Origin of the sequence: Nitrospirillum amazonense, assembly GCF_007828035.1 — a bacterium.
In the GTDB taxonomy this organism is placed as follows: domain Bacteria; phylum Pseudomonadota; class Alphaproteobacteria; order Azospirillales; family Azospirillaceae; genus Nitrospirillum; species Nitrospirillum amazonense.
This window is the reverse complement of record NZ_VITV01000017.1, coordinates 62,182-80,771: the sequence shown is the minus strand read 5'-3', so window position 1 is coordinate 80,771 and position 18,590 is coordinate 62,182. Positions and strand designations below refer to the sequence as shown.

The 18,590-nt window shown below is 62.8% G+C and carries 20 protein-coding genes; 12 read left to right on the top strand and 8 right to left on the bottom strand.

The window, feature by feature from the left end; genetic code table 11:
- Positions 1 to 3: 3 nt before the first annotated feature.
- The 3 genes from FBZ87_RS27515 to FBZ87_RS27505 are packed head-to-tail and all read left to right on the top strand — an operon-like array spanning position 4 to position 1,990.
- Complete coding sequence (locus FBZ87_RS27515; protein ID WP_186455025.1) at positions 4 to 1,197, top strand: PP2C family protein-serine/threonine phosphatase; 1,194 nt, start codon at positions 4 to 6, stop codon at positions 1,195 to 1,197.
- A gap of 12 nt (positions 1,198 to 1,209) precedes the next feature.
- Positions 1,210 to 1,542, top strand: a complete 333-nt coding sequence (locus FBZ87_RS27510) for an STAS domain-containing protein (RefSeq protein WP_145613769.1) — start codon at positions 1,210 to 1,212, stop codon at positions 1,540 to 1,542.
- Positions 1,543 to 1,552: 10 nt separating this feature from the next.
- Positions 1,553 to 1,990 (top strand): ATP-binding protein, encoded by a 438-nt coding sequence (locus FBZ87_RS27505; protein ID WP_145613768.1) that lies wholly within the window; start codon positions 1,553 to 1,555, stop codon positions 1,988 to 1,990.
- Between the two features lie 4 nt (positions 1,991 to 1,994).
- Here the strand turns inward: FBZ87_RS27505 and FBZ87_RS27500 are convergent, their stop codons facing one another.
- A complete protein-coding gene (locus tag FBZ87_RS27500) occupies positions 1,995 to 2,234 on the bottom strand; it encodes a hypothetical protein (RefSeq protein ID WP_145613767.1) in 240 nt (79 codons plus the stop codon).
- Between the two features lie 435 nt (positions 2,235 to 2,669).
- Between FBZ87_RS27500 and FBZ87_RS29400 the strand changes: the two genes are divergently transcribed.
- The 6 genes from FBZ87_RS29400 (at position 2,670) to FBZ87_RS27470 (ending at position 7,155) form a co-directional block, all read left to right on the top strand.
- Positions 2,670 to 3,128: a hypothetical protein gene (locus FBZ87_RS29400; RefSeq protein ID WP_186455024.1), complete on the top strand. Its 459-nt coding sequence runs from the start codon at positions 2,670 to 2,672 to the stop codon at positions 3,126 to 3,128.
- 158 nt (positions 3,129 to 3,286) lie between these two features.
- The gene (locus FBZ87_RS27490; RefSeq protein ID WP_145613766.1) at positions 3,287 to 3,622 is read left to right on the top strand and encodes a hypothetical protein; all 336 of its coding nucleotides are present in this window, start codon (positions 3,287 to 3,289) and stop codon (positions 3,620 to 3,622) included.
- A gap of 122 nt (positions 3,623 to 3,744) precedes the next feature.
- Positions 3,745 to 4,479 carry a glycine betaine ABC transporter substrate-binding protein gene (locus tag FBZ87_RS27485; RefSeq protein WP_145613765.1) on the top strand — a complete coding sequence of 245 codons (735 nt, stop codon included), beginning with the start codon at positions 3,745 to 3,747 and terminating at the stop codon, positions 4,477 to 4,479.
- 122 nt (positions 4,480 to 4,601) lie between these two features.
- Positions 4,602 to 5,615 carry a zinc-binding alcohol dehydrogenase family protein gene (locus tag FBZ87_RS27480; RefSeq protein WP_145613764.1) on the top strand — a complete coding sequence of 338 codons (1,014 nt, stop codon included), beginning with the start codon at positions 4,602 to 4,604 and terminating at the stop codon, positions 5,613 to 5,615.
- Between the two features lie 26 nt (positions 5,616 to 5,641).
- Positions 5,642 to 6,829, top strand: a complete 1,188-nt coding sequence (locus FBZ87_RS27475; RefSeq protein ID WP_211107246.1) for an L-dopachrome tautomerase-related protein — start codon at positions 5,642 to 5,644, stop codon at positions 6,827 to 6,829.
- A gap of 8 nt (positions 6,830 to 6,837) precedes the next feature.
- Positions 6,838 to 7,155, top strand: coding sequence for a putative quinol monooxygenase (locus FBZ87_RS27470; protein WP_145613763.1), 318 nt, complete (start codon positions 6,838 to 6,840; stop codon positions 7,153 to 7,155).
- A 31-nt stretch (positions 7,156 to 7,186) separates the two neighbouring features.
- Here the strand turns inward: FBZ87_RS27470 and FBZ87_RS27465 are convergent, their stop codons facing one another.
- Complete coding sequence (locus FBZ87_RS27465) at positions 7,187 to 8,179, bottom strand: LysR family transcriptional regulator (RefSeq protein ID WP_211107245.1); 993 nt, start codon at positions 8,177 to 8,179, stop codon at positions 7,187 to 7,189.
- Complete coding sequence (locus FBZ87_RS27460; protein WP_145613762.1) at positions 8,176 to 8,913, bottom strand: cysteine hydrolase family protein; 738 nt, start codon at positions 8,911 to 8,913, stop codon at positions 8,176 to 8,178. The genes FBZ87_RS27465 and FBZ87_RS27460 overlap by 4 nt, the downstream gene beginning before the upstream one ends.
- 604 nt (positions 8,914 to 9,517) lie before the next feature.
- Here FBZ87_RS27460 and FBZ87_RS27455 point away from each other — a divergent pair.
- Positions 9,518 to 11,248 carry a PAS domain-containing sensor histidine kinase gene (locus tag FBZ87_RS27455; protein WP_186455023.1) on the top strand — a complete coding sequence of 577 codons (1,731 nt, stop codon included), beginning with the start codon at positions 9,518 to 9,520 and terminating at the stop codon, positions 11,246 to 11,248.
- Positions 11,249 to 11,275: 27 nt separating this feature from the next.
- Here FBZ87_RS27455 and FBZ87_RS27450 read toward each other — a convergent pair whose 3' ends face one another.
- Both FBZ87_RS27450 and FBZ87_RS27445 read right to left on the bottom strand, forming a co-directional pair.
- On the bottom strand, positions 11,276 to 11,659 hold the full coding sequence (locus FBZ87_RS27450; protein ID WP_145613760.1) for a response regulator transcription factor: 384 nt from the start codon (positions 11,657 to 11,659) through the stop codon (positions 11,276 to 11,278).
- A 193-nt stretch (positions 11,660 to 11,852) separates the two neighbouring features.
- Positions 11,853 to 12,422, bottom strand: coding sequence for a helix-turn-helix domain-containing protein (locus tag FBZ87_RS27445; RefSeq protein ID WP_145613759.1), 570 nt, complete (start codon positions 12,420 to 12,422; stop codon positions 11,853 to 11,855).
- A gap of 228 nt (positions 12,423 to 12,650) precedes the next feature.
- Between FBZ87_RS27445 and FBZ87_RS27440 the strand changes: the two genes are divergently transcribed.
- Together FBZ87_RS27440 and FBZ87_RS27435 are read left to right on the top strand one after the other, a co-directional pair.
- Entirely contained in the window at positions 12,651 to 13,946 is a 1,296-nt protein-coding gene (locus tag FBZ87_RS27440; RefSeq protein ID WP_145613758.1) for an MFS transporter, read from the top strand.
- A 27-nt stretch (positions 13,947 to 13,973) separates the two neighbouring features.
- Positions 13,974 to 15,284, top strand: a complete 1,311-nt coding sequence (locus tag FBZ87_RS27435) for a two-component system sensor histidine kinase NtrB (protein WP_145613757.1) — start codon at positions 13,974 to 13,976, stop codon at positions 15,282 to 15,284.
- A 69-nt stretch (positions 15,285 to 15,353) separates the two neighbouring features.
- On the opposite strand, the gene FBZ87_RS27430 is transcribed toward FBZ87_RS27435, so the two are convergent.
- The 3 genes from FBZ87_RS27430 to FBZ87_RS27420 form a co-directional block, all read right to left on the bottom strand.
- A complete protein-coding gene (locus FBZ87_RS27430) occupies positions 15,354 to 15,959 on the bottom strand; it encodes a response regulator transcription factor (RefSeq protein WP_246134632.1) in 606 nt (201 codons plus the stop codon).
- Between the two features lie 382 nt (positions 15,960 to 16,341).
- A complete protein-coding gene (locus tag FBZ87_RS27425; protein ID WP_145613755.1) occupies positions 16,342 to 17,217 on the bottom strand; it encodes an N-acyl homoserine lactonase family protein in 876 nt (291 codons plus the stop codon).
- 59 nt (positions 17,218 to 17,276) lie between these two features.
- On the bottom strand, positions 17,277 to 18,491 hold the full coding sequence (locus FBZ87_RS27420) for an MFS transporter (RefSeq protein ID WP_145613754.1): 1,215 nt from the start codon (positions 18,489 to 18,491) through the stop codon (positions 17,277 to 17,279).
- Between the last annotated feature and the right edge of the window lie 99 nt (positions 18,492 to 18,590).

The window sequence follows — 18,590 nt, the reverse complement described above, 5'->3', positions numbered from 1 at the left end:
CGCGTGCTTATCGTCGACGACGATCCGGTCATGCGGGACCTGGTCAGCGTCATCACCATGGCCCAGGGCTTCGAGGTTCTGCAGGCCAGCGACGGGGCGGAAGGGTTGTCCATCATCCGCAACGCCCCGCGCATCGACCTGGTGATCAGCGACTGGGAGATGCCGTTCATGGACGGCGTCGAGTTCTGCCGCCAGATCCGGGCGCTGCATATGCCCAAATACATCCACGTCCTGCTGCTGACCGCGCGTCAGCGGCAGGCGGACTTCCTGGCGGCGATGGAGGCAGGGGCGGACGATTTCCTCAGCAAGCCCTTCAACCCGGCCATGCTGTCGGCCCGGCTGGGGGTGACCAAACGCCTGCTGGCCCTGCAAAGCCGCCTGATGCAGAACAATGAGCTGCTGACGCGGACTAATGAACGGCTGACGGAAACCTACACCAAGCTGCAGGAGGATATGGACGCCGCCGCCCGCGCCCAGCGCCGCCTGCTGCCGGAACCGCTGAAGACCATGGGGCGGGCGCATTTCGCCTCCTGCCTGGTGCCATCGGCCGACATCTCCGGCGACATGTACAATTTCTTCGAGCTGCCGGACGGCTCCATCGGCTTTTACATGGTGGACGTCGCGGGCCACGGCGCCCGCGCCGCCCTGATGTCGGTGACGCTGAACCGCCTGCTGAACGCCGACGCCTTCGTCAACGGTGACGGGCGCCAGCACCACGGCCGGCCGCACGCGCCCCACTCCGTCGTGTCGGAACTCAACCGCCGCTTCGTGCCCGACAGCGAGATCGTGGACCACTTCACCATGATCTGCGGCGTGCTGGACCAGGACACCGGTCAGCTGCGTTTCTGCCAGGCCGGCCACCCCCACCCGGTGGTGGTGCCGCGGAACGGGGCACCCCACGCCGTGGGCTCCGGCGGATTCCCCGTGGGGCTGCTGGACGGCATGGACTACGATGACACCATCGTGTCGCTGGCACCCGGCACTCGAGTGGTGCTGCATTCCGACGGCGTGACGGAATGCGCCTCCCCTGACGGGGAGTTCTACGGCGAGGCGCGCCTGCATAAATTGCTGGATGAAGTACGGGAGCTGCCCATCGACCAGGTCAGCGACGCAGTGCGTGAGGCCCTTTACGCCTGGCGTGGCGGTACTGGTTTCGACGATGATGTAAGCGTACTGGCATTTGAAATTCATAGTTGAGGTCGGAGCAGCATGCTTACCATCACGCAAGCAAACGGTACCAACGTCCTGACCATCGACGCCGGCCGCCTGGACGCCGCAATCGCCGTTCGGTTCAAGGATACCTTCCTGGCGCAGGAACTGTCGCCGGGGCCGGTGCTGATCGACATGACGGGCGTGTCGTTCATCGACTCCAGCGGCCTGGGTGCCCTCATTTCCATCGTCAAGCACCTGAAACTGCCGGGCCGCCCGGGCATCTGCGGCCTGCAGCCATCGGTCAAGACCATGTTCTCGCTGACTCGTATGGATCGCGTCTTCGCCATATACCCCGACGTCGCCACCGCTCTCGCCACCCCTGCCCAGTGAGCCAGCCTCCATGGACGCCGGATCGATCCTGCACGTCTCGATCCGGAGTCGCCTGGAGGATGTCGGCTTCCTCACCCAATTGCTGGTCGATGCGGCCGGCCAGGCCATCCAGGCGGACTGGATCCTGCTGGAAATCGGCCTCGCGGAGGTGGTGAACAACGCCATCAAATACGCCGCCGGCGGCCTGCCCGACGGGCACGTCACCCTGAAGGCGGACATTCGGGAAGGCCAGCTGGTGGTGGAGGTCGAAGACAACGGCCTGCCCATGCCGTCCGACACCCAGTCGGCGTTCGAGCGGGCGGGCGACATGAGCGACGTCATGGCCCTGTCCGGCCGCGGCTTTTCCCTGGTGCGCCACTGCTTCAGCGACGCCCGCTTCCGCAACGAGGACGGCGTGAACCGCGTGACCCTGTACTACCCCCTGGCGCAAGAGACCGCCCCGCTGTGACGCGCTATTCCTTGCGGTGGCGCAGTAGCCAGATGATGGTGGAAATCTGGCAGAGGGCGGTCGCCAGGGTGAAGACGGTCACCAGGACGCTGCCACCACCACCGCCGGGCTGGGTGAACGGCAGGCCCAAGGCCACGATTGTAGCCACCACCTCGACCGCGAAGATGGCGCTGAGCAACAGGCGAACCAAGCCCTGGGTCTGGCTGGGCACGCGGCCCCAGAAGATCAGCGCCCAGTTGAGCACGAACCCACCAGCCCCGCCCCATCCAGCGCTTCCACCGGCTCAAGCTGCGCCCGCAGCTTGAGCGAACAGTCCAGGCCGATGCCCAGGAAAGTGATGCCCACCACCGCGAGCGCAGAATGGAAAGGGTGGCCGGGGAATGGACGTGAAGCGCACCTGGATTTTTGGAGATGGTTTGGCTTGAGGCGAGTTGCCAGCGCCCGGAGCCCTCGGCCCGGCGGTGCAGCGCTTGCGATGGGTGCCTGATGTGGCATACAGTCGTGACACACGCCGATCCACAAAATCTGGCGCCCTAATAGCCAAGGCGGTCAATACCTTGGGCCTCGGCCGGCGAAACCTCCCCTAGGGGACGCCATACTTCCGGCGCTTTAGCTGAACTTTGCGGGACAGTTACGGGACAGTTCATCTCGCGGAACAACGCGAGGACGCTCGCCCGCCATGGCTACCATCACCCCCCGAGAGAATCGCGAAGGCCAGGTCATCGGCTACCAGGCCAAGGTCCGTCGCGTCGGCCACAAGCCCGTCTCCAAGACCTTCGAGAAAAAGAAGGACGCCGAGCGCTGGGCCAAGTCCGTCGAGACCGACATGGACCGCCGCGTCTTCCTCGACCACAGCCAGGCCGACAGCACTGTAAATCGGCGCAATCAATTGACCCCGCCGACCTCAATAGAATCAAATGGATACCGCGCCGATCGGCGTCCAAGCTGCACGCCGATTAACATCACGCCATGGCCGACCGGATCAAGGCGACGCCCGAAGCCAAGGGGAAGCGCGACCTCGCCCGTCGCAATAGCCCGGTACCCGGTTCCGTGCTTCACGGACACCCCAAGGATAGGCTCGCCACAGACCGCGTACTACGTCGCCAATTTTCGAAAATTGGGCAAGTCCATGCAATAAATCTGCATGCCGCGACGGCATCTTATCGCGGCTGGCATCGACCGTCCGCCCAATCTTCATAAAATTGTCTTCGTGCCCAATGATAACGAAGCCATGACATGGTGCTGGCGCCGCTGTTCGGTTACAACTTCAACTGATAAAGAGCATGGATAAATTAAATGAAGAAAAACTATCTGGCGGCAATCGCAACTATTAATGCCTTATGCTTCGAGCCCGCATTTGCAATGGCGGCGGACACCCCGCAAGAGGTAACGGTCCATCCTTCAATTGATCGCGCGTGCCGGGAGGCGTTGAACGTCGGCCCCAACGACAGCGTCTATGCCGCGTGTGTGGCCAGTTTGCGGGAAACCCTGACGGCAACCAAGAAAGTTCATAACGAACACTGTCAGACCGCATGCAGCGAAGCCGGCCTTAAACCTGGTTCTGAAGCTTTCGACCGGTGTGTCGCCAATCTGAGTGGCGCGCTTGCCCAAGCCCAACTCAACGTCAACTGAGGCCTACCTGAGCTCGAACTGGCCCTCTTTAAGGTCCAGTAACGTCAACACGATGGCAGGGTCGGGCGAAGCCTTCCGTGCCCGCTCTCGCCCGCCCTGCCCATCAAATAAGCGTGCATCCAATGCCAACTGCCATCCGGGTCGGTCATATCGACCTCAGCTTCCACGATGCTTCCGCCCTGGAGGTCGAGCGGATACTGCACGACCACGGCCTGCCGGTCGAACGCTCCGCCGCCTCGCATGAAGAGATGTTCCGGCGCCTAGGTGCCGGCGCCATCGATATCCTGGTTTCCGCCTGGCTGCCTGCCAGCCATGGCGCCTACCTGGCCCCATTCGAGAATGCTGTGCGCAAGGTCGCCATTTTGTACGAACCGTTTTGCATCTGGGGCGTACCCGATTATGTCCCGGAAAGCGCAGTCGCCAGCGTGGAGGACCTGATGCGCCCACCAGCCTTGGACCGCATGGAGCGATTGATCCAAGGCATCAATCCCGGCGCAGGAATCAGCCGTTTCTCCCAGGCCATCATGGTTGAGTACGGGCTGACCGCCGCCGGCTATCACTTTCAAACAGGGACCGAGGAAGAGTGTTTCGGCCGCTACAGCAGCGCCGTGGCGCAGGGACGCTGGGTCGTAGTCCCGCTTTGGCACCCGCAGTGGCTGCACCATCGCCATCGCATCCGCGCCCTGGTGGAACCGAAAGGCCTGCTTGGCGGACGCGACGCCGCCACCTTGATCATCCGTAAGGATGCTGAGGCTAAGGTGGGGACGGCCGCTCTGGCGGAACTGTCGTCTCTATACCTGGGCAATGCCAGGGTCAGCGCCCTGGATGATGCGCTACGTAACCCGGGCAACGTCTGACACATTATGCATTTACGCATGATGATCGTGCTCCAGACACCATGGCCAGCGCACCAACGCATAAATCATGCTGCGTCCATGCCAACCCATCGGGGACAGGTCCCCAATCAAGGATGCACTTCATGAAAGCCATCGGCTACTTCACCCCCGGCGTCATCGGCCGCCACGACGCCCTGGTCGATCTGGATTTGCCCGAGCCCACGCCGGGGCCGCGCGACGTGCTGGTTCGCGTCAAGGCGGTTTCCGTCAATCCGGTGGACACCAAGGTTCGCACCGGCGCCACGCCCGCGGAAGGCCAAGCCCGTATCCTGGGATGGGACGCCGCCGGCATCGTCGAGGCGATTGGCGCGGAAGTCACGCTGTTCCAGGTGGGGGACGAGGTGTACTACGCCGGCGACCTCAGCCGCCCCGGCACCAACGCTGAACTCCACGCGGTGGATGAGCGCATCGTGGCGCACAAGCCCCGTTCCCTGTCCTGGGCCCAGGCTGCGGCGCTGCCTCTGACCTCGCTGACCGCATGGGAACTCTTGTTCGACCGCCTGCGCGTCCCTTACGGCAAAAAGGGGGGCACCGGTTCCCTTTTGGTCATCAATGGGGCCGGCGGCGTCGGGTCCATCCTGATCCAGTTGGCGCGCCGCTTGACCGGACTGACCGTCATAGCCACCGCCTCGCGCCCTGAGACCATCACCTGGGTGAAGGACATGGGCGCCCATTACGTTATCGACCACCACAAGCCGCTGGACGAGGAATTGGCCCGCATCGGCATTCCGGAAGTGGAATATGTCGCCGGCCTAACCGCCACGGACAAGCAGTTGCCCGTCCTGCCCAAGATCATCGCCGCCCAGGGCCATCTGGCCTTGATCGACGACCCGAAGTCCTTCGACATCGTACCGCTGAAGCGCAAGTCCATCACCGTCGCCTGGGAACTGATGTTTACCCGGTCGCTATATCGGACCGCCGACATGATCGAGCAGCACAAGCTGCTGCAGGAGGTGGCCCACCTGGTGGACGTGGGCGTGCTGAAGACCACGCTGGCCGAGGAACTCAGCCCCATCAACGCCACCAACCTGAAGGCGGTCCACGCCATCGTGGAAAGCGGCACCGCCATCGGCAAGACGGTGCTGTCCGGCTTCTGAGCGACTGACGGAAGGGAAAACCCACGATGAGATCGACAATCACGGCGCTGACACTGGCCACGACGATGCTGAGCGCGGCCCTGCCGGCCCTGGCAACGCCGCCTAAGGATGCGCCCGCCCTGCTGCCGGTGGAGCATGTGGCCGCGTTGACGGGCGCCATGCCCACGGGCGTCACCGTCGCCCCCAGTGGCCGCATCTTCCTGAACTATCCTCAATGGGGCGACAAAAGCCCGTTTGCCGTGGCGGAACTGAAGGATGGCAAGGTCAGCCCCTATCCGGACACCGCTTTCAACCAAGCCGACACGGCGCACGCTGATCAGCACCTGATCAGCGTGCAGAGCGTGGTGGCCGACGGCGCCAATCGCCTGTGGATCCTGGACACGGGCGCCCCCGGCTTCGCCGCCCCCATTCCTGGCGGCGCGAAGCTGGTGGCCGTGGATCTGGCGACCGACCAAGTGGTCCGCACCATTGTGCTGGGCGACGAGACGGTGTTGCCGACAACGTACCTGAACGACGTCCGTTTCGATCTGCGCCAAGGCTCAGCCGGCGTCGCCTACATCACCGACAGCTCGGTAAAGGGGCCAGGCGGGCTGATCGTGGTGGATTTGGCCACCGGCAAGGCGTTGCGCCGCCTGTCCGGCCACCCGACCACCATGCCGGACCCAGGGTTCAAGCCTACCGTTGAGGGCAAGGTGCTCATGAGCCGTCCCAAGGGGCAGACGCCCAGCCCCTGGCTGGTAGCGACGGATGGCATCGCCATTTCCGCCGACGGGGCGACGCTATATTACTGCGCCCTGTCCAGCCGTCACTTCTACGCCGTGCCCACCGCGCTGCTGCGGGACCCGTCGGTGACCGACGCCACCATCGCCGCCGCCATCCGCGACCTGGGCCCCAAGGCCCCGTCCGACGGCCTGGCCGAGGATGACAAGGGCCGCCTGTACGCCGGCGATTACGAACACGGGACGATCCGGCGCTTCGAGGATGTCGTCCCAAGCGGCGGTAAGGGTAAAGCTGGCGCCCATTGGCAGACCATAGCGAAGGATCCCGCCATCCTATGGCCGGACACCCTGTCCGTGGGAACAGACGGCTACCTCTACTTCACGGCTAATCAATTGTATCGCCAAGCCGGATTCAATGAGGGCGTGGACAAACGCCGTCAGCCTTATGAACTGCTGCGCATCCGCATCGATGCCGGCCCCGTCCTGCTGAAGTGAGATAAGCCATGTCCACGACACCCTCCATTCCCCCTGATCAGATCCAGCTTGTGGCCTATCTCACGGCCAAACCCGGGCAGGAACAGGCCTTGACCGACGCCATCACCGCCATCGTGCCCCATGTGCTATCGGAGCCGGGCTGCATCACCTACGCCGCCCACATCAGCCGCGACGATCCCCGTACCGTGGTGATGTATGAGGTCTGGGCCAACCAGACCGCCTTGGACATCCATGCCAAGGCCTCAGCCTTCACCTCCCTCGCGGCGCGCTTTGATGAATTGCTGGGCGCGCCACTGCGGCTGGAACTGCTGCGACGCGTCGCCTGAGGCAGGACGGCTAGACGGCTGGACCGTGTCGTTAACCGCCGGCTATGGCGACGGCGCGGTCCAGATGGTCCAGCAGAGCCCGGAGACGGGCGAGCCGGCGCAGGTCACGGTGGTAACCCAGCCAGACCTCACGCGCGGGCGGTTCCTCGCCAATGTCGACTTCCACCAATCCACGGCCGTCGGCCACCGCGCGAGGCAGCACGGCCAAACCGGCGCCCCCCTCGCATGCGGCCACCTGGACATCGCGGCTGTTGCTGCGCAAGGTGAAGCCCGCCTCGGGGAAATGGCGGCGCAACCAGGCGACGTCGGCTTGAGTGCTCAACTGGCTGTCCATGGCGATTAAGCAGTGGTCGGCACCGCCGCCCGATGCCGTCGGCATCCCTCGTCGTTCCAGGTAAACGGGGGCGGCATAGAGGGCATAGGGCACGGTCATGAAACGCCGCTGCACGATGTCCGGCCCATCGAACGGCAGGAAGCGGAACAGCAGGTCGGCATCGCGGCGGTTCAGGTCGAACAGGCGGGAATCCACCACCAACTCCACTGTCACCTTGGGATGCTGGAGGGAAAAGCCGGCCAAGGCCGGCGCCAGGATGCGCCGCCCGAACCATTCCGATGACGACAACCGCAACAGCCCTTCCAGCGTGCGGCCTTCGCCCACCAGGCGCCGTTCCAGGGCCAGCACTTCAGCCTCAACACGGTCGGCGTACTGCAACATGACCTCGCCATCGTCGGTCAGTCGGAAGCCGCCCGGGGTGCGCTGGAACAGGGTCACGCCCAACCGCCCTTCCAGGGCCTTCAGCCGCCGCCCCGCCGTGGGCTGGGTCAGATTCAGGCGGGGGGCTGCGGCACTCAAGGTCCCAGCGCGGGCGATGGCCAGGAACAGCCGCAAATCGTCCCATTCCAGGGTGGATGTCTCCAAAGGGGTCTTGCCGGATGTCACGTGTGGGGCCGCCATCGTCACTAATGCCGCCGAACCATAGGCCAGCGGCACCCGAGCCAGCAACGGGCTGGCTCGGTGGCTCATGCCGTCGTCGCGGCCGCGTTCAGACGGGCAATCGTCTCATCGGTCGTCCAAAGACCGCTGGCCAACCAGCGGAAGTTGGTCAGCGCGGCCAGATACCCGTCACCCTCCGGCACCTTGCTGGCGGCAGTGGCGTCGCGCACGACCACCACTTCGAAGCCATGTTCAACGAAATCACGCAAATGGGATTCCACGCAGAAATTGGCGGCCATACCCGCCAGAATGACCTGATCCACCCGCCGCTTGCGCAGCTGGAACAGCACATCGTTGGTCTGCGGACCCGCTATCTTGTGGGGGGAGCATACAACCGTGTGCCCGTCCTCAATCAGGCCCTTGTATTCCGGCATCCAATCGGCGCCGGAACCGACAAACCCTTCCAGGGACAGGGGATCGCGCCGGTCGAACATGCGCAGCTTGTGCATCAGCGCCTCGCCCGGAGCGGCAAAGTCCCACTTGTGGTCGTGCGGATAATAATAATGCGGGGAGATCACCACCGGCAAATTCACGGCCTTGGCCGCCACCATCAGCCGGCCCAGGTTGGGTACGGTACCGAGTTCGGTGATGTTCGCGCCGAAAGCGCCCCAAGCGGTGCCGTGCGGGCTCAGGAAATCGACCTGCGGATCGGTGATCACCAGCGCCGCCCGGCGCAGATCAAGGGTGACGGGAGTTGGGGGAAGGGCCGGGTTTTCCGGATCGGCATACAGCGGATTCAATTCAGCTTGGGCTGCGTCGGACATGTCGTTGACTCCGGAATAAAGGGGTGCCTTGCGAATGGCCGACACTGTCCCCACGGGCGCCGCCGGGCTTGTCCAGAACGCTATGATTTGCATGAAACGACCGACATATCGTCGGCCGGTGGAGTGGCTGCTTGCGCAAAGCCGGACGCCCGTTCAACGTCGGAATGATTATGGAAGGGAAAAATATCATGGGGTTGACCGGGGCCGCCGGCTGATCACTGATTATCCGGGGCCGCCGATCCGCCCTGACGTTTGCACGCCCACTTCGCTGTGAAGGCGGACGGCAGGTGCAGGGATATGGTGGAAGCGTTCGGCCATTCAGCCGGCAATAGCAGGCCCCTGATAGGCGGCACGGTGTCAACGTCTATGCATGTCCCGGTGGATACCTCCCCCATGCTAGCAGAACGGCGACGTCGACCCCGGCCGAGGCCTCAGCCCTCGGGCTGGACGGTTCCGATCAACAATGACTCCGGCGCTATCACTGGCGCCCACATCCCCGTCAACAACGGATTTCCCACAAAATGGCTGGCGCCGCTTCCCACGGAACCTGCCGTCATGCAAAAAGAATACGGAAGGTAGCGTTAACATGGAGCCAGCAGGCGGTATGGACGGTTTGAGCGGCGGCGGCCTTTTCGTGCTTGTGACGACTTGGCTGTTGGCGGCTGCCGTCGGTCTCTCTTTGCTGGCTGCTCGCCGAAAGCTGCATGCCACCCGCCTGGCCTTGACGGATAGCCGGCAGGAGTTGGAGCAGCTGTTGCTGGCCGTGCCTAAGATCATCTGGCGCACTGGTCCGACCGGCCTGCCCGACCTGGTGAATAAGCGCTTCTCCGCCCTCACCGGCGCGAACGTTGACGATCCGCGCGCTGTCGATTTCACCCGCTTTGTGCACCCTGAAGATTTGCCCGCCGTACAAGCGACATGGGCGCAAGCCCGCGCCACCCGCCAGCCCTTCCTGGTGCGGTTCCGTTTGCGCCACGCCGATGGCAATTACCGCTGGATGTCATCCACCGGCCGCCCCAGCCTTTCCGACTCAGGAGAGGTGCGGCGCTGGTATGGCGGCATCATCGACATCGATTGCGAATACGCGGCGGTGGAAGCCCTTCGCCAGCTAAACGTCACCTTGCAGCAGCGGGTGGAAGAGCGCAGTCATGATCTGGCGCGCAGCGAGGCGCGCTATCGTCGCCTGTTCGAGGTCAGCAACATCAGCTTCTGCGAACAGGACATCGGCGAGGCCAAGGCGCTGCTGGACGGGCTTAAGAGCAAGGGCGTCACCGACTTCCGCGGTTACGTGACGGCCCATCCGGAATTTCTGGACCGCTGCGTCAACGCCGTTAGGACGATCGAGGTGAATGAGGCACTGGCCCGGCTGCTGGGCTATGGGGACAGGGCGGAACTAGCCGCCAAGCCGCCGCGGCAAAACGCCGAAAACGCGATGCAGGTGCTGACCAATCAGTTGGAGGCCGCCTTCCATGGCTGGTCCAACATCGAGGGCCGTACCATCCTGATTGGGAAGGATGATCGCCGCGTCCCCGTATTCTATACAGTCCGCCTCATTTCGGAGACGATTCAGGTTTCAAGCCATATCGACCTTACAGAACGGGAACGGATCGAAGCGCAGCGCATGGCAGCACAATCGGAACGGGCACAGTCCAACCGCATCGCCACGGTGGACGCGCTATCCACCTCGTTGGCGCATGAGTTGAACCAACCCATCGCCGCCATCATGACCGACGTGGGCACGGGCGTGCGATGGCTACAGGCTGACCCGCCCAACACTGAAGGTCTGCTGCGGGTGCTGCGGCGTCTGGAGGTCAACGGCCAACGGCTGGCCGATATCGTGCAGCGGACCCGCGACCAGCTGGTGAAAGGGAAGCGCGATATCGGGCCGCTGGACCTGATCAAGCTCGCATTTGAGACCCAAAGCCTGCTTGAAGGCGACTTGGCCGCGCGCGGCACCACCATGACCATCACCTGTGCCCCCGGATTGCAGCCTGTCGCCGCCGACCGGGTGGAATTACAGCAGGTGCTGGTGAACTTGGTGCTGAACGGGATGGAGGCCATGGTCGACCTGCCGCGGGGGGATCGATCGATCACGGTGACGGCACAGTCCGTTGGCGAGGGGTTCATCCAGGTGGCCGTGGCCGATAAGGGGCCCGGCATCGCGGAGGAGAACCTGGCAAAACTATTTCAGCCCTTTTTCACCACCAAGCCAGGCGGCATGGGCATAGGCCTGCAGATCTGCCGATCCGCCATTGAGGCCTTGGGCGGTACCTTGAGGGCCCGTAACGGAGAGCACGGCGGCGCAGTCTTCGAGTTCACGCTGCCCGTCGCCTAAACGGGAACGACGCTTGGAAGTGCCCGATCAACGCTGCCGCGCGACAGCCCGTTCAACACTCGCGATGAGTACGTCAGGATTGCACGGCTTTTCAAAAAAATCATGGACGCCGGCGTCGCGCGCGCGCGCGCGCACCTGTTCGCTGGGAAAGGCTGTCAGCAGGATCACCGGGCAGGTGCAGTGTCGATTGCGCATGAGGGGCTGGATCTCCAGCCCGGACATGCCCGGCATCTGAATATCAGAGACGACGCAGTCGAACCGTCCCAGATCGGATTGGAACAGATCTTCGGCAGAGGAAAACACCTGGGTGCCGAAGCCGAAGGATTGCAACAAATCCTCCAGGCTCGCGCGAACGGACGCGTCGTCGTCCACCACCGCCACTACTCTCTCAGAGGTCATCCCGGCCGCCATTTAAAATCCTAAACCTGGCCTGATCCGCGGAGGCCGCCGACGGCGCGGCGTTGACCTCCCTTTCCATCCCAAGCTGAATGCAGGTTTTAACACCATGTCCCCCCGGCGGCGAGCCTCGGGGACACCAAGATTTTTCCCTTACCCACTTATTCTCGCGGCGTCTCGCTCCAGGCGGAACAACCTTGGCTCTCCATCAGCGCGCCATCGCCGCCATGTTCCGGTCAATTTTCCAAATTCGCCGCCAACGTAACGGTGTTTCACCCACAGTCCGGCGAAAAAGCCGGGAGAAATGAGCCTGATCACTGAAGCCACAGGAGCAAGCGACGGAACTGAGTGGATCGTCGGTGGACAACATCAGTACTTGCGCGCGATGCACCCGTTTTCTCACAACAAAATCCCGGGGTGTTTCACCCGTTGTCGCCTTGAATGCGCGGGCGAAGTAGGAATAGCTGAGACGGCTAACCTCGGAGAGCTCTTTTAAGGTGATGCTTCCCCCCAAGTTCCTCTCGATGTGATCCATCACCTGCCGCAGCTGCCAGGGCGTCAAACCTCCCTTATGCGCGGACGCTTTCGGATCGAGCGTAACGGATATGAGTTGCGCGCCTTCCTTGGCAAGGTCGCGGACACCAAGTACGTTCGCCATTTCCTCAAGATATTCGCGGACGGCACACAGATCGAAATCCAGAGCCTCCTTGGCGTTGATCGCCAAAGCCACAAGTTTCTCTGCCTGAATTTCCCTGGTGGTCGGCGAGTAACGGTTCATAGCTCAGCTCCCGTCGCAGAAGACGGACGCCATCGTGGGGTTACAGGGCGATTTATGGAATCGTACCCTCGCTCATGTCGTCCCATACCAGGTCGATCATACCTTATACCAAGGTCTGGGTTTGGCATGCCTCCCCCCTCTGGAAGGCTAAGGTCCAATACCGCCGGAGCCGATAGATTGTGCGAACTCCGGCTCCTGGTCCGGTAAACGGCGGAAGGACGATGCAGGGTGCAAACGGCTGCGAAAAGGCATGAGAACCTCCCCCCTTTACGACTGAAGCTCGTCATCGGCCTAGTCCTGGGCAATGCCCTGGAATTCTATGACTTCACTACCTATGCCTTCGTCGCCGTCAGCATCGGCCGGGCCTTCTTCCCAGCCGATGAGGCTTGGGCGGCGCTGCTGCTTTCCACGGCTGTTTTCGGCGTTGGATTCCTGGCGCGCCCCATCGGCGGCATCATCATTGGGATTTATGCCGACAGCCGGGGACGCGGACCGGCACTGATCCTGACCATCTGCCTGATGGCCGCAGGCTTGTTGATTCTCGGCCTGACGCCAGGATACGACCGCATCGGCATGGCCGGTCCCGTACTGATCGTCTTGGCGCGTCTGCTTCAGGGATTCGCCCTGGGCGGAGAGGTGGGGGCATCCACCGCCCTCCTGCTGGAATTGGCGCCGGCGCGACGTCGCGGCCTCTACACAGCTTGGCAACTGGCCAGCCAGGGCGGAGCCACGTTGGTTGCCGGCCTCCTGGGCCTGGAGCTCATCCTATGCCTGCCACCGGCCGCCATGGACGAATGGGGCTGGCGCCTGCTTCTATTGCCGGGCTTGGCCATCCTACCTGCGGGGCTGTTTTTGCGCCGGTGCCTGCCCATGGCCGCCCCGGAGCCCGCCAGCACGATCGCCTTGGCACGGGATCTGGCCCGCCACCGCCACATCCTGCTGATCGCCATCCCGGTGCTGTTGTGCGGCACGGTCACCACCTTCACCAGCAACTATATGACGACATATGCGCTTACCATTCTTGGGATGCCGCCGGCGGCATCAATCGCCGTCACAGCCATGGTGGGTGGATGCGTTCTGGTCTTCGCGCTCATTGGTGGCTGGCTGGCAGACCGGATGGGAAGGCGTCCGGTCATGCTCCTGCCCCGGCTGGCCCTGGCCCTGTTGGCCTATCCCTGCTTCGCCTTGATGGTCCGGCAGCCTGGTGCCACTACGACACTGCTGGCGTCGGGCCTGCTGGCGGCGCTTGGCGCCATCAGCGGTGCTGCCAGCTTGACCGCCATAACCGAACTTCTACCCCACCGGGTACGCGCGGGCGGCTTGGCCATGGTCTATAGCCTTACCATTTCCTTGTTCGGCGGAACGACGCAGTTCATCATAACATGGCTAATGCAACGAACCGGCGACCCCCTGTCGCCGGCCTATTACCTCATCATCACCAGCCTGATCGGGCTGATCGCCATGGCTGCCCTGCCCGAGACCCGCTCTCACGCACCAGCGGATTTAAGCCCGGTGACGTCGTAAGGCCTTGCTTCGATCTTCGACCCCACGATGACTTACGATTTACTCATCACCCTGGCAAACGCCGCGATACTCTGCCTCCTGATCGGGCTGTGGCTTAAAACCCATTGGCGAAGCCAGACGTTCAAGCGCATCTATTTCGATGCCTCCCCCTTGCCCATCCTAATTGAGGACTGGTCCGGCGTTCAGTCCACCCTGGCAATCTTAAAGGCGCAAGGGGTAACCGATGTCGGCGCTTACCTCGCGGCTAACCCGGAGTTGGTGCTGGAGTACAGGAAAAGCCACCGCTTCGTGGATGCGAACGAAGCGGTGCTGCGCCTATTCGGCGCCAGCAGCAAGGCGCAGTTCATGGAAATCGCCCCCCAGCTGCTGCCCGCCAGCCTGGAAAGCAACGTTCGCGTCTATCAGACGCTAATGGAAGGCAACCTAACGGCCCAAGGTGAGCGCGTGCTGCACACCCTGGATGGGCGGGTGGTGCCAATAATCTGGCGCGCCACCTTGCCCCCGTCCGGCGACGCCAGCCGCATTCTATTCTACGCCTTCGACGTCACCGATCAGAAGCGGGCTCAGGAAGCGTTGATGGACGCCCGCGTTGATCTGGCGCACGCGGCGCGCGTCTCGACCGTCGGTGAGTTGAGCGCCTCCATCGCACATGATGTTGCCCAGCCGCTGGCGGCCATCTCCGCGTCGGCGTCGGCGGCGGAACGCTGGCTGGTCCGAGAGGAGCCCAGCGTGGACAGAGCCCTTAATGGCCTATATCAGATCCGCCAGAATGCCCAGCGGGCCAACGATGTCGTCGGCCGCATCAAGACATTTTTGCGCAAGGCGCCAAAGCGCAATACAGCCAGTATAGACGCCCTAATTCGCGACGCATTGGAACTGATCCAGAGCGAGGCTCACCGGTTCAACGTCAAGGTATGCACCGCGCTGGAACCAAGCCTGCCCCCCATTCGAGTGGATGAGGTGGAAGTGAAGCAGGTGGTCATAAACTTGGCGCTCAACGCCATGCAGGCCATGGTCAACGCCGGGACCAAGGACCGTCTCCTGACCGTGACCGTAACCGACAAGCCGCATGATAGGGCCGTCGAGGTCCAAGTCCGCGACAACGGTCCGGGTATCGCTCAAGACATCATCGGACGCATATTCGAGCCCTTCTTTTCCACCAAGGCTGATGGCATGGGCTTGGGCCTGGTCATCTGCAAATCCATCGTCAACAGTCACGGCGGAGACCTGACGGTGGTGAGCGTCGACAATCTTGGCACCGTCTTCCGTTTCACCCTGCCCCACGACCAGGAAGCGACGCCCCGCCAGAGCCTGATCGGCTCAGGTGATGTCGGCTGAGCCTAGAATTACACACCGAGATAGACCGTTAGCATGTTTCCAACACCTCTGTTCATGCCGGAAACACGCTCAACCCAGTTCCAGCGCTTTCACTTTCTGAATGAAGTCGGACGAATTCGTGGCGCGCAGCTTTCGGAAGGCGCTGCTGCGATGCATTTTCACCGTAATCTCAGCGATGCCCAACTCATGCGCGATTTGCTTATTCAGCAAGCCCCGATCGACGGCTTTCAGGATTTCCACTTCGCGCGGCGTCAGGTCGTTGGCCAAGCGTCGCAGCTCCATCAGGCGATGGTCGCGCGTCCAGCGGTCCCGATCAACCCTCAACGCTTCCCAAACCGCGTCTATTAGATCCTGGTCCCGGAAAGGCTTGGGTAGGAAGTTGATCGCCCCCTGCCTCATCGCACGAACGGACATGGACACATCGGCATGAGCGGTGATGAAAACAATGGGCAGGCACTTGTTTGCCGACTTCAAACGCGCCTGCAGCTCCAGCCCGCTTTCCTCGGGCATGCGGACATCCAGCACCAGGCAGCTGGGCCTATCAGGGACGCCGGCGGCCAGGAAGGCGGCGGCGGAGCTGTAACTCGCCACGTCCAGGCCAACCGACTGGAACAAGTCGACCACGGCGCCGCGCAAGCCCTCATCGTCATCGACCACCACGACCAGCGGCTTCATATGGGACGCCTCATTCGGTGCCGGACACAACATGTCAAAATACCCCCAGAATCTTACCGCAAGGTGCCATAGCCGGAGCCCAAGCCTCAATGCTGGTGGGCAAGGGCCCTCGCCCCCCGACCATGAGACGTCCCCTTCCAGCTTGCCTCTACCCCAGAGAAGAGCCCCTGCTCAGTGTTCAACACGGCAGCGGACAACATGCCCCAGGCGGTTAGAGATTCACCCTCATACTCGAGTATACGTGCATCAAGATTCCAGTAGGTTTCAACGCGTCGATTGGTATATACGGCCCGCACCGTCCTTACGGCCCCGGGAATAGGTTCGCCGATTTACAAACGGGAGGGCCACGCCGCCGGTGGTGGATGGCCCCCCGCCCGCCGCTTCAGGCGGCCGTCGCGCCTCCGGCATCAATTGCACGGTAGTTGACGGCTTTGGTCACATCGGCCTGGGGGTTACTGATCGCGCCGGTATAGCGGCCAACGATACGGCCGCCGGACACCAGCGCCGGATGGTCATGCCCTACCAACAGAAAACGGCAATCGGATAGCGCGCGCTTCAAAGCACGCTTTTCCTCCAGGCTGGACATGGCCCGGTTGGCCGTGATGGTCGGCTCGTGCGATGCCTGGTCCAGCAGGGGATTCACCAACTGGTCATCGATATTGTAAGCGATATCCCCGGCGATGTTGACCATGCCCTCATCCGTTTCCACCAGAACTGAAATGGAACCCGGCGTGTGGCCACCGGACAGCCGGACGGCTACTCCGGGGATAATTTCCTCTTCAAACGAACCGTCCACGTCGAACAGGCGCAGCGCCCCCCGCGTGTGCAACCGGTCGATCAGGTGTTTGGTGTCCTCAGCGGTGTACATGCCCGGCCCCATGACGCCGGAGGCCGCAAACTCGAGCTCCCGCCGTGCCAAGGCCACGGTGGTGGTCATAGGGAACTGGTCGTCGGCCCCCACATGGTCCAGGTGGGCATGGGTATGAACGATGTGCCGAATGTCCTTACGGCGCAGGCCGTGCTGCGCCAGATGATGATCAATGGTCATCTCCGGCGTGCGCACGCAGTCCACGCCGAACGCCGCGAACGCTTGGGGATCACGGGGGCCGCTGTCCACCAAGATAGGTTCTTGCCCGCCGGTGATCAGGAAGCCCAGGAAGGGAATGGTCGTTTTCACACCGGGCGAGCGGAAGAGCACCAAGCCGGAGGCGTCCATCGTCAGGTCGCCCAGGTTGATGGGATGGATCTTGAGAGTCATGTCGCGTCTCCAATTTTTTGAAGGATTTCACAAGATTTGAACTATTTAGTTCAAAATACTCACGATAGTGGGATATTGGGGCGGCCAGGTGACATGCGCCGAGGCAAGACCGTCAGGACCACAACCACGACGCAGAGCCCCGCCATGAGCCCCGCACCGGTCAAGATGGCGAGACCCAGGGTCGCGATGGTAGCGAGATGGCCAAGGCCCAGGGCTGCCAGGCCAGTGAACAGATACGCCAGCAGAAAGACGGCGGACGTCATCCCGCCGCGCACGGCCTGTGACGCCACGGCGTTAATCATCGCCAAGCCGCCATAGACCATCCAGGCGTACCCCATGCCTGAGGCTACGGTTGCCGCCAGAAAGCTGGTCAGGCTGTGCGCCAAAACCGCGAAGGCCAGGAACGCCATGCCCGCCAGGGACGCGACGGCCCCCATCGCAATGGCAATATCCGGACGCAAGCGCCGGGCGAGTAAGCCAACCACCCCCAAGGTGATGGCGAATAACGCCAGAGCGGCCCCATTGACCAGAGCGTTATCGGACCGGACCAAATCCCTTGCTACCTGCGAGCCAAGCGAAGCGATCAGGACACCGTGGAAATAGGCCGTCATCACCGTGAACGCGGCGAAACCGAAAGGTTTCCTAAGGCCGGGCGGCACCCGCGGCAAGGCCGGACGCCATCCGGAAACGCTTCCGGGATTGGAGGCTTGACGGGGCAGCAGAAATATACCGGCCAACAACATCAGCAGCAGAGCGAACAGCAACCAAAAGCTCAGACGCATCGGGGCTGGCGCATACTGCACCAAGGCGCCGCCCACCAGCAGCGCGGCGGCGAGGCCCGCAGCCTGGGAGGCCAAGGTGGCGGCCCCGGCCTTGACCACACCTGCTCCGTCCTCGGCGAAATCCACCAGCGCGGCGGCCGACGGTCCAGCCGACAGGCCGACCCCGATGCCCATCAATGCGCGTCCGGCAAGAAGCATCACCACGTTGTTGGCCAGCGCGAATAACAGCACCCCAGCGGCCGAAGCGGCCACGCCGTACAGCATGGCCAGCCGACGGCCTACCTGGTCCGACAGGTTGCCGAACAGAACCAAAACCGCGACCACGGTAACCGGATAGACGGCGAAGATGCCGGTCGTCACGCTCGGTGTCAGATGCCAGCGCCCGGCATACAGCGGATAAACCATGGCCGGTGCCGCGCTGGTCCACAGGGTGTGAGCCACCACACCCGCCGCGACACGGAAACCAGCCTTGCTTGAAAGCGCGAAATGCATGGCGTTGCCTTTATGTCAAGAGCCATCAATTTAGAACCATTTGGTTCATATTCCTGGAGCATCAACGAGTCAATGGGATTTTGAACTGATCGGTTCTAT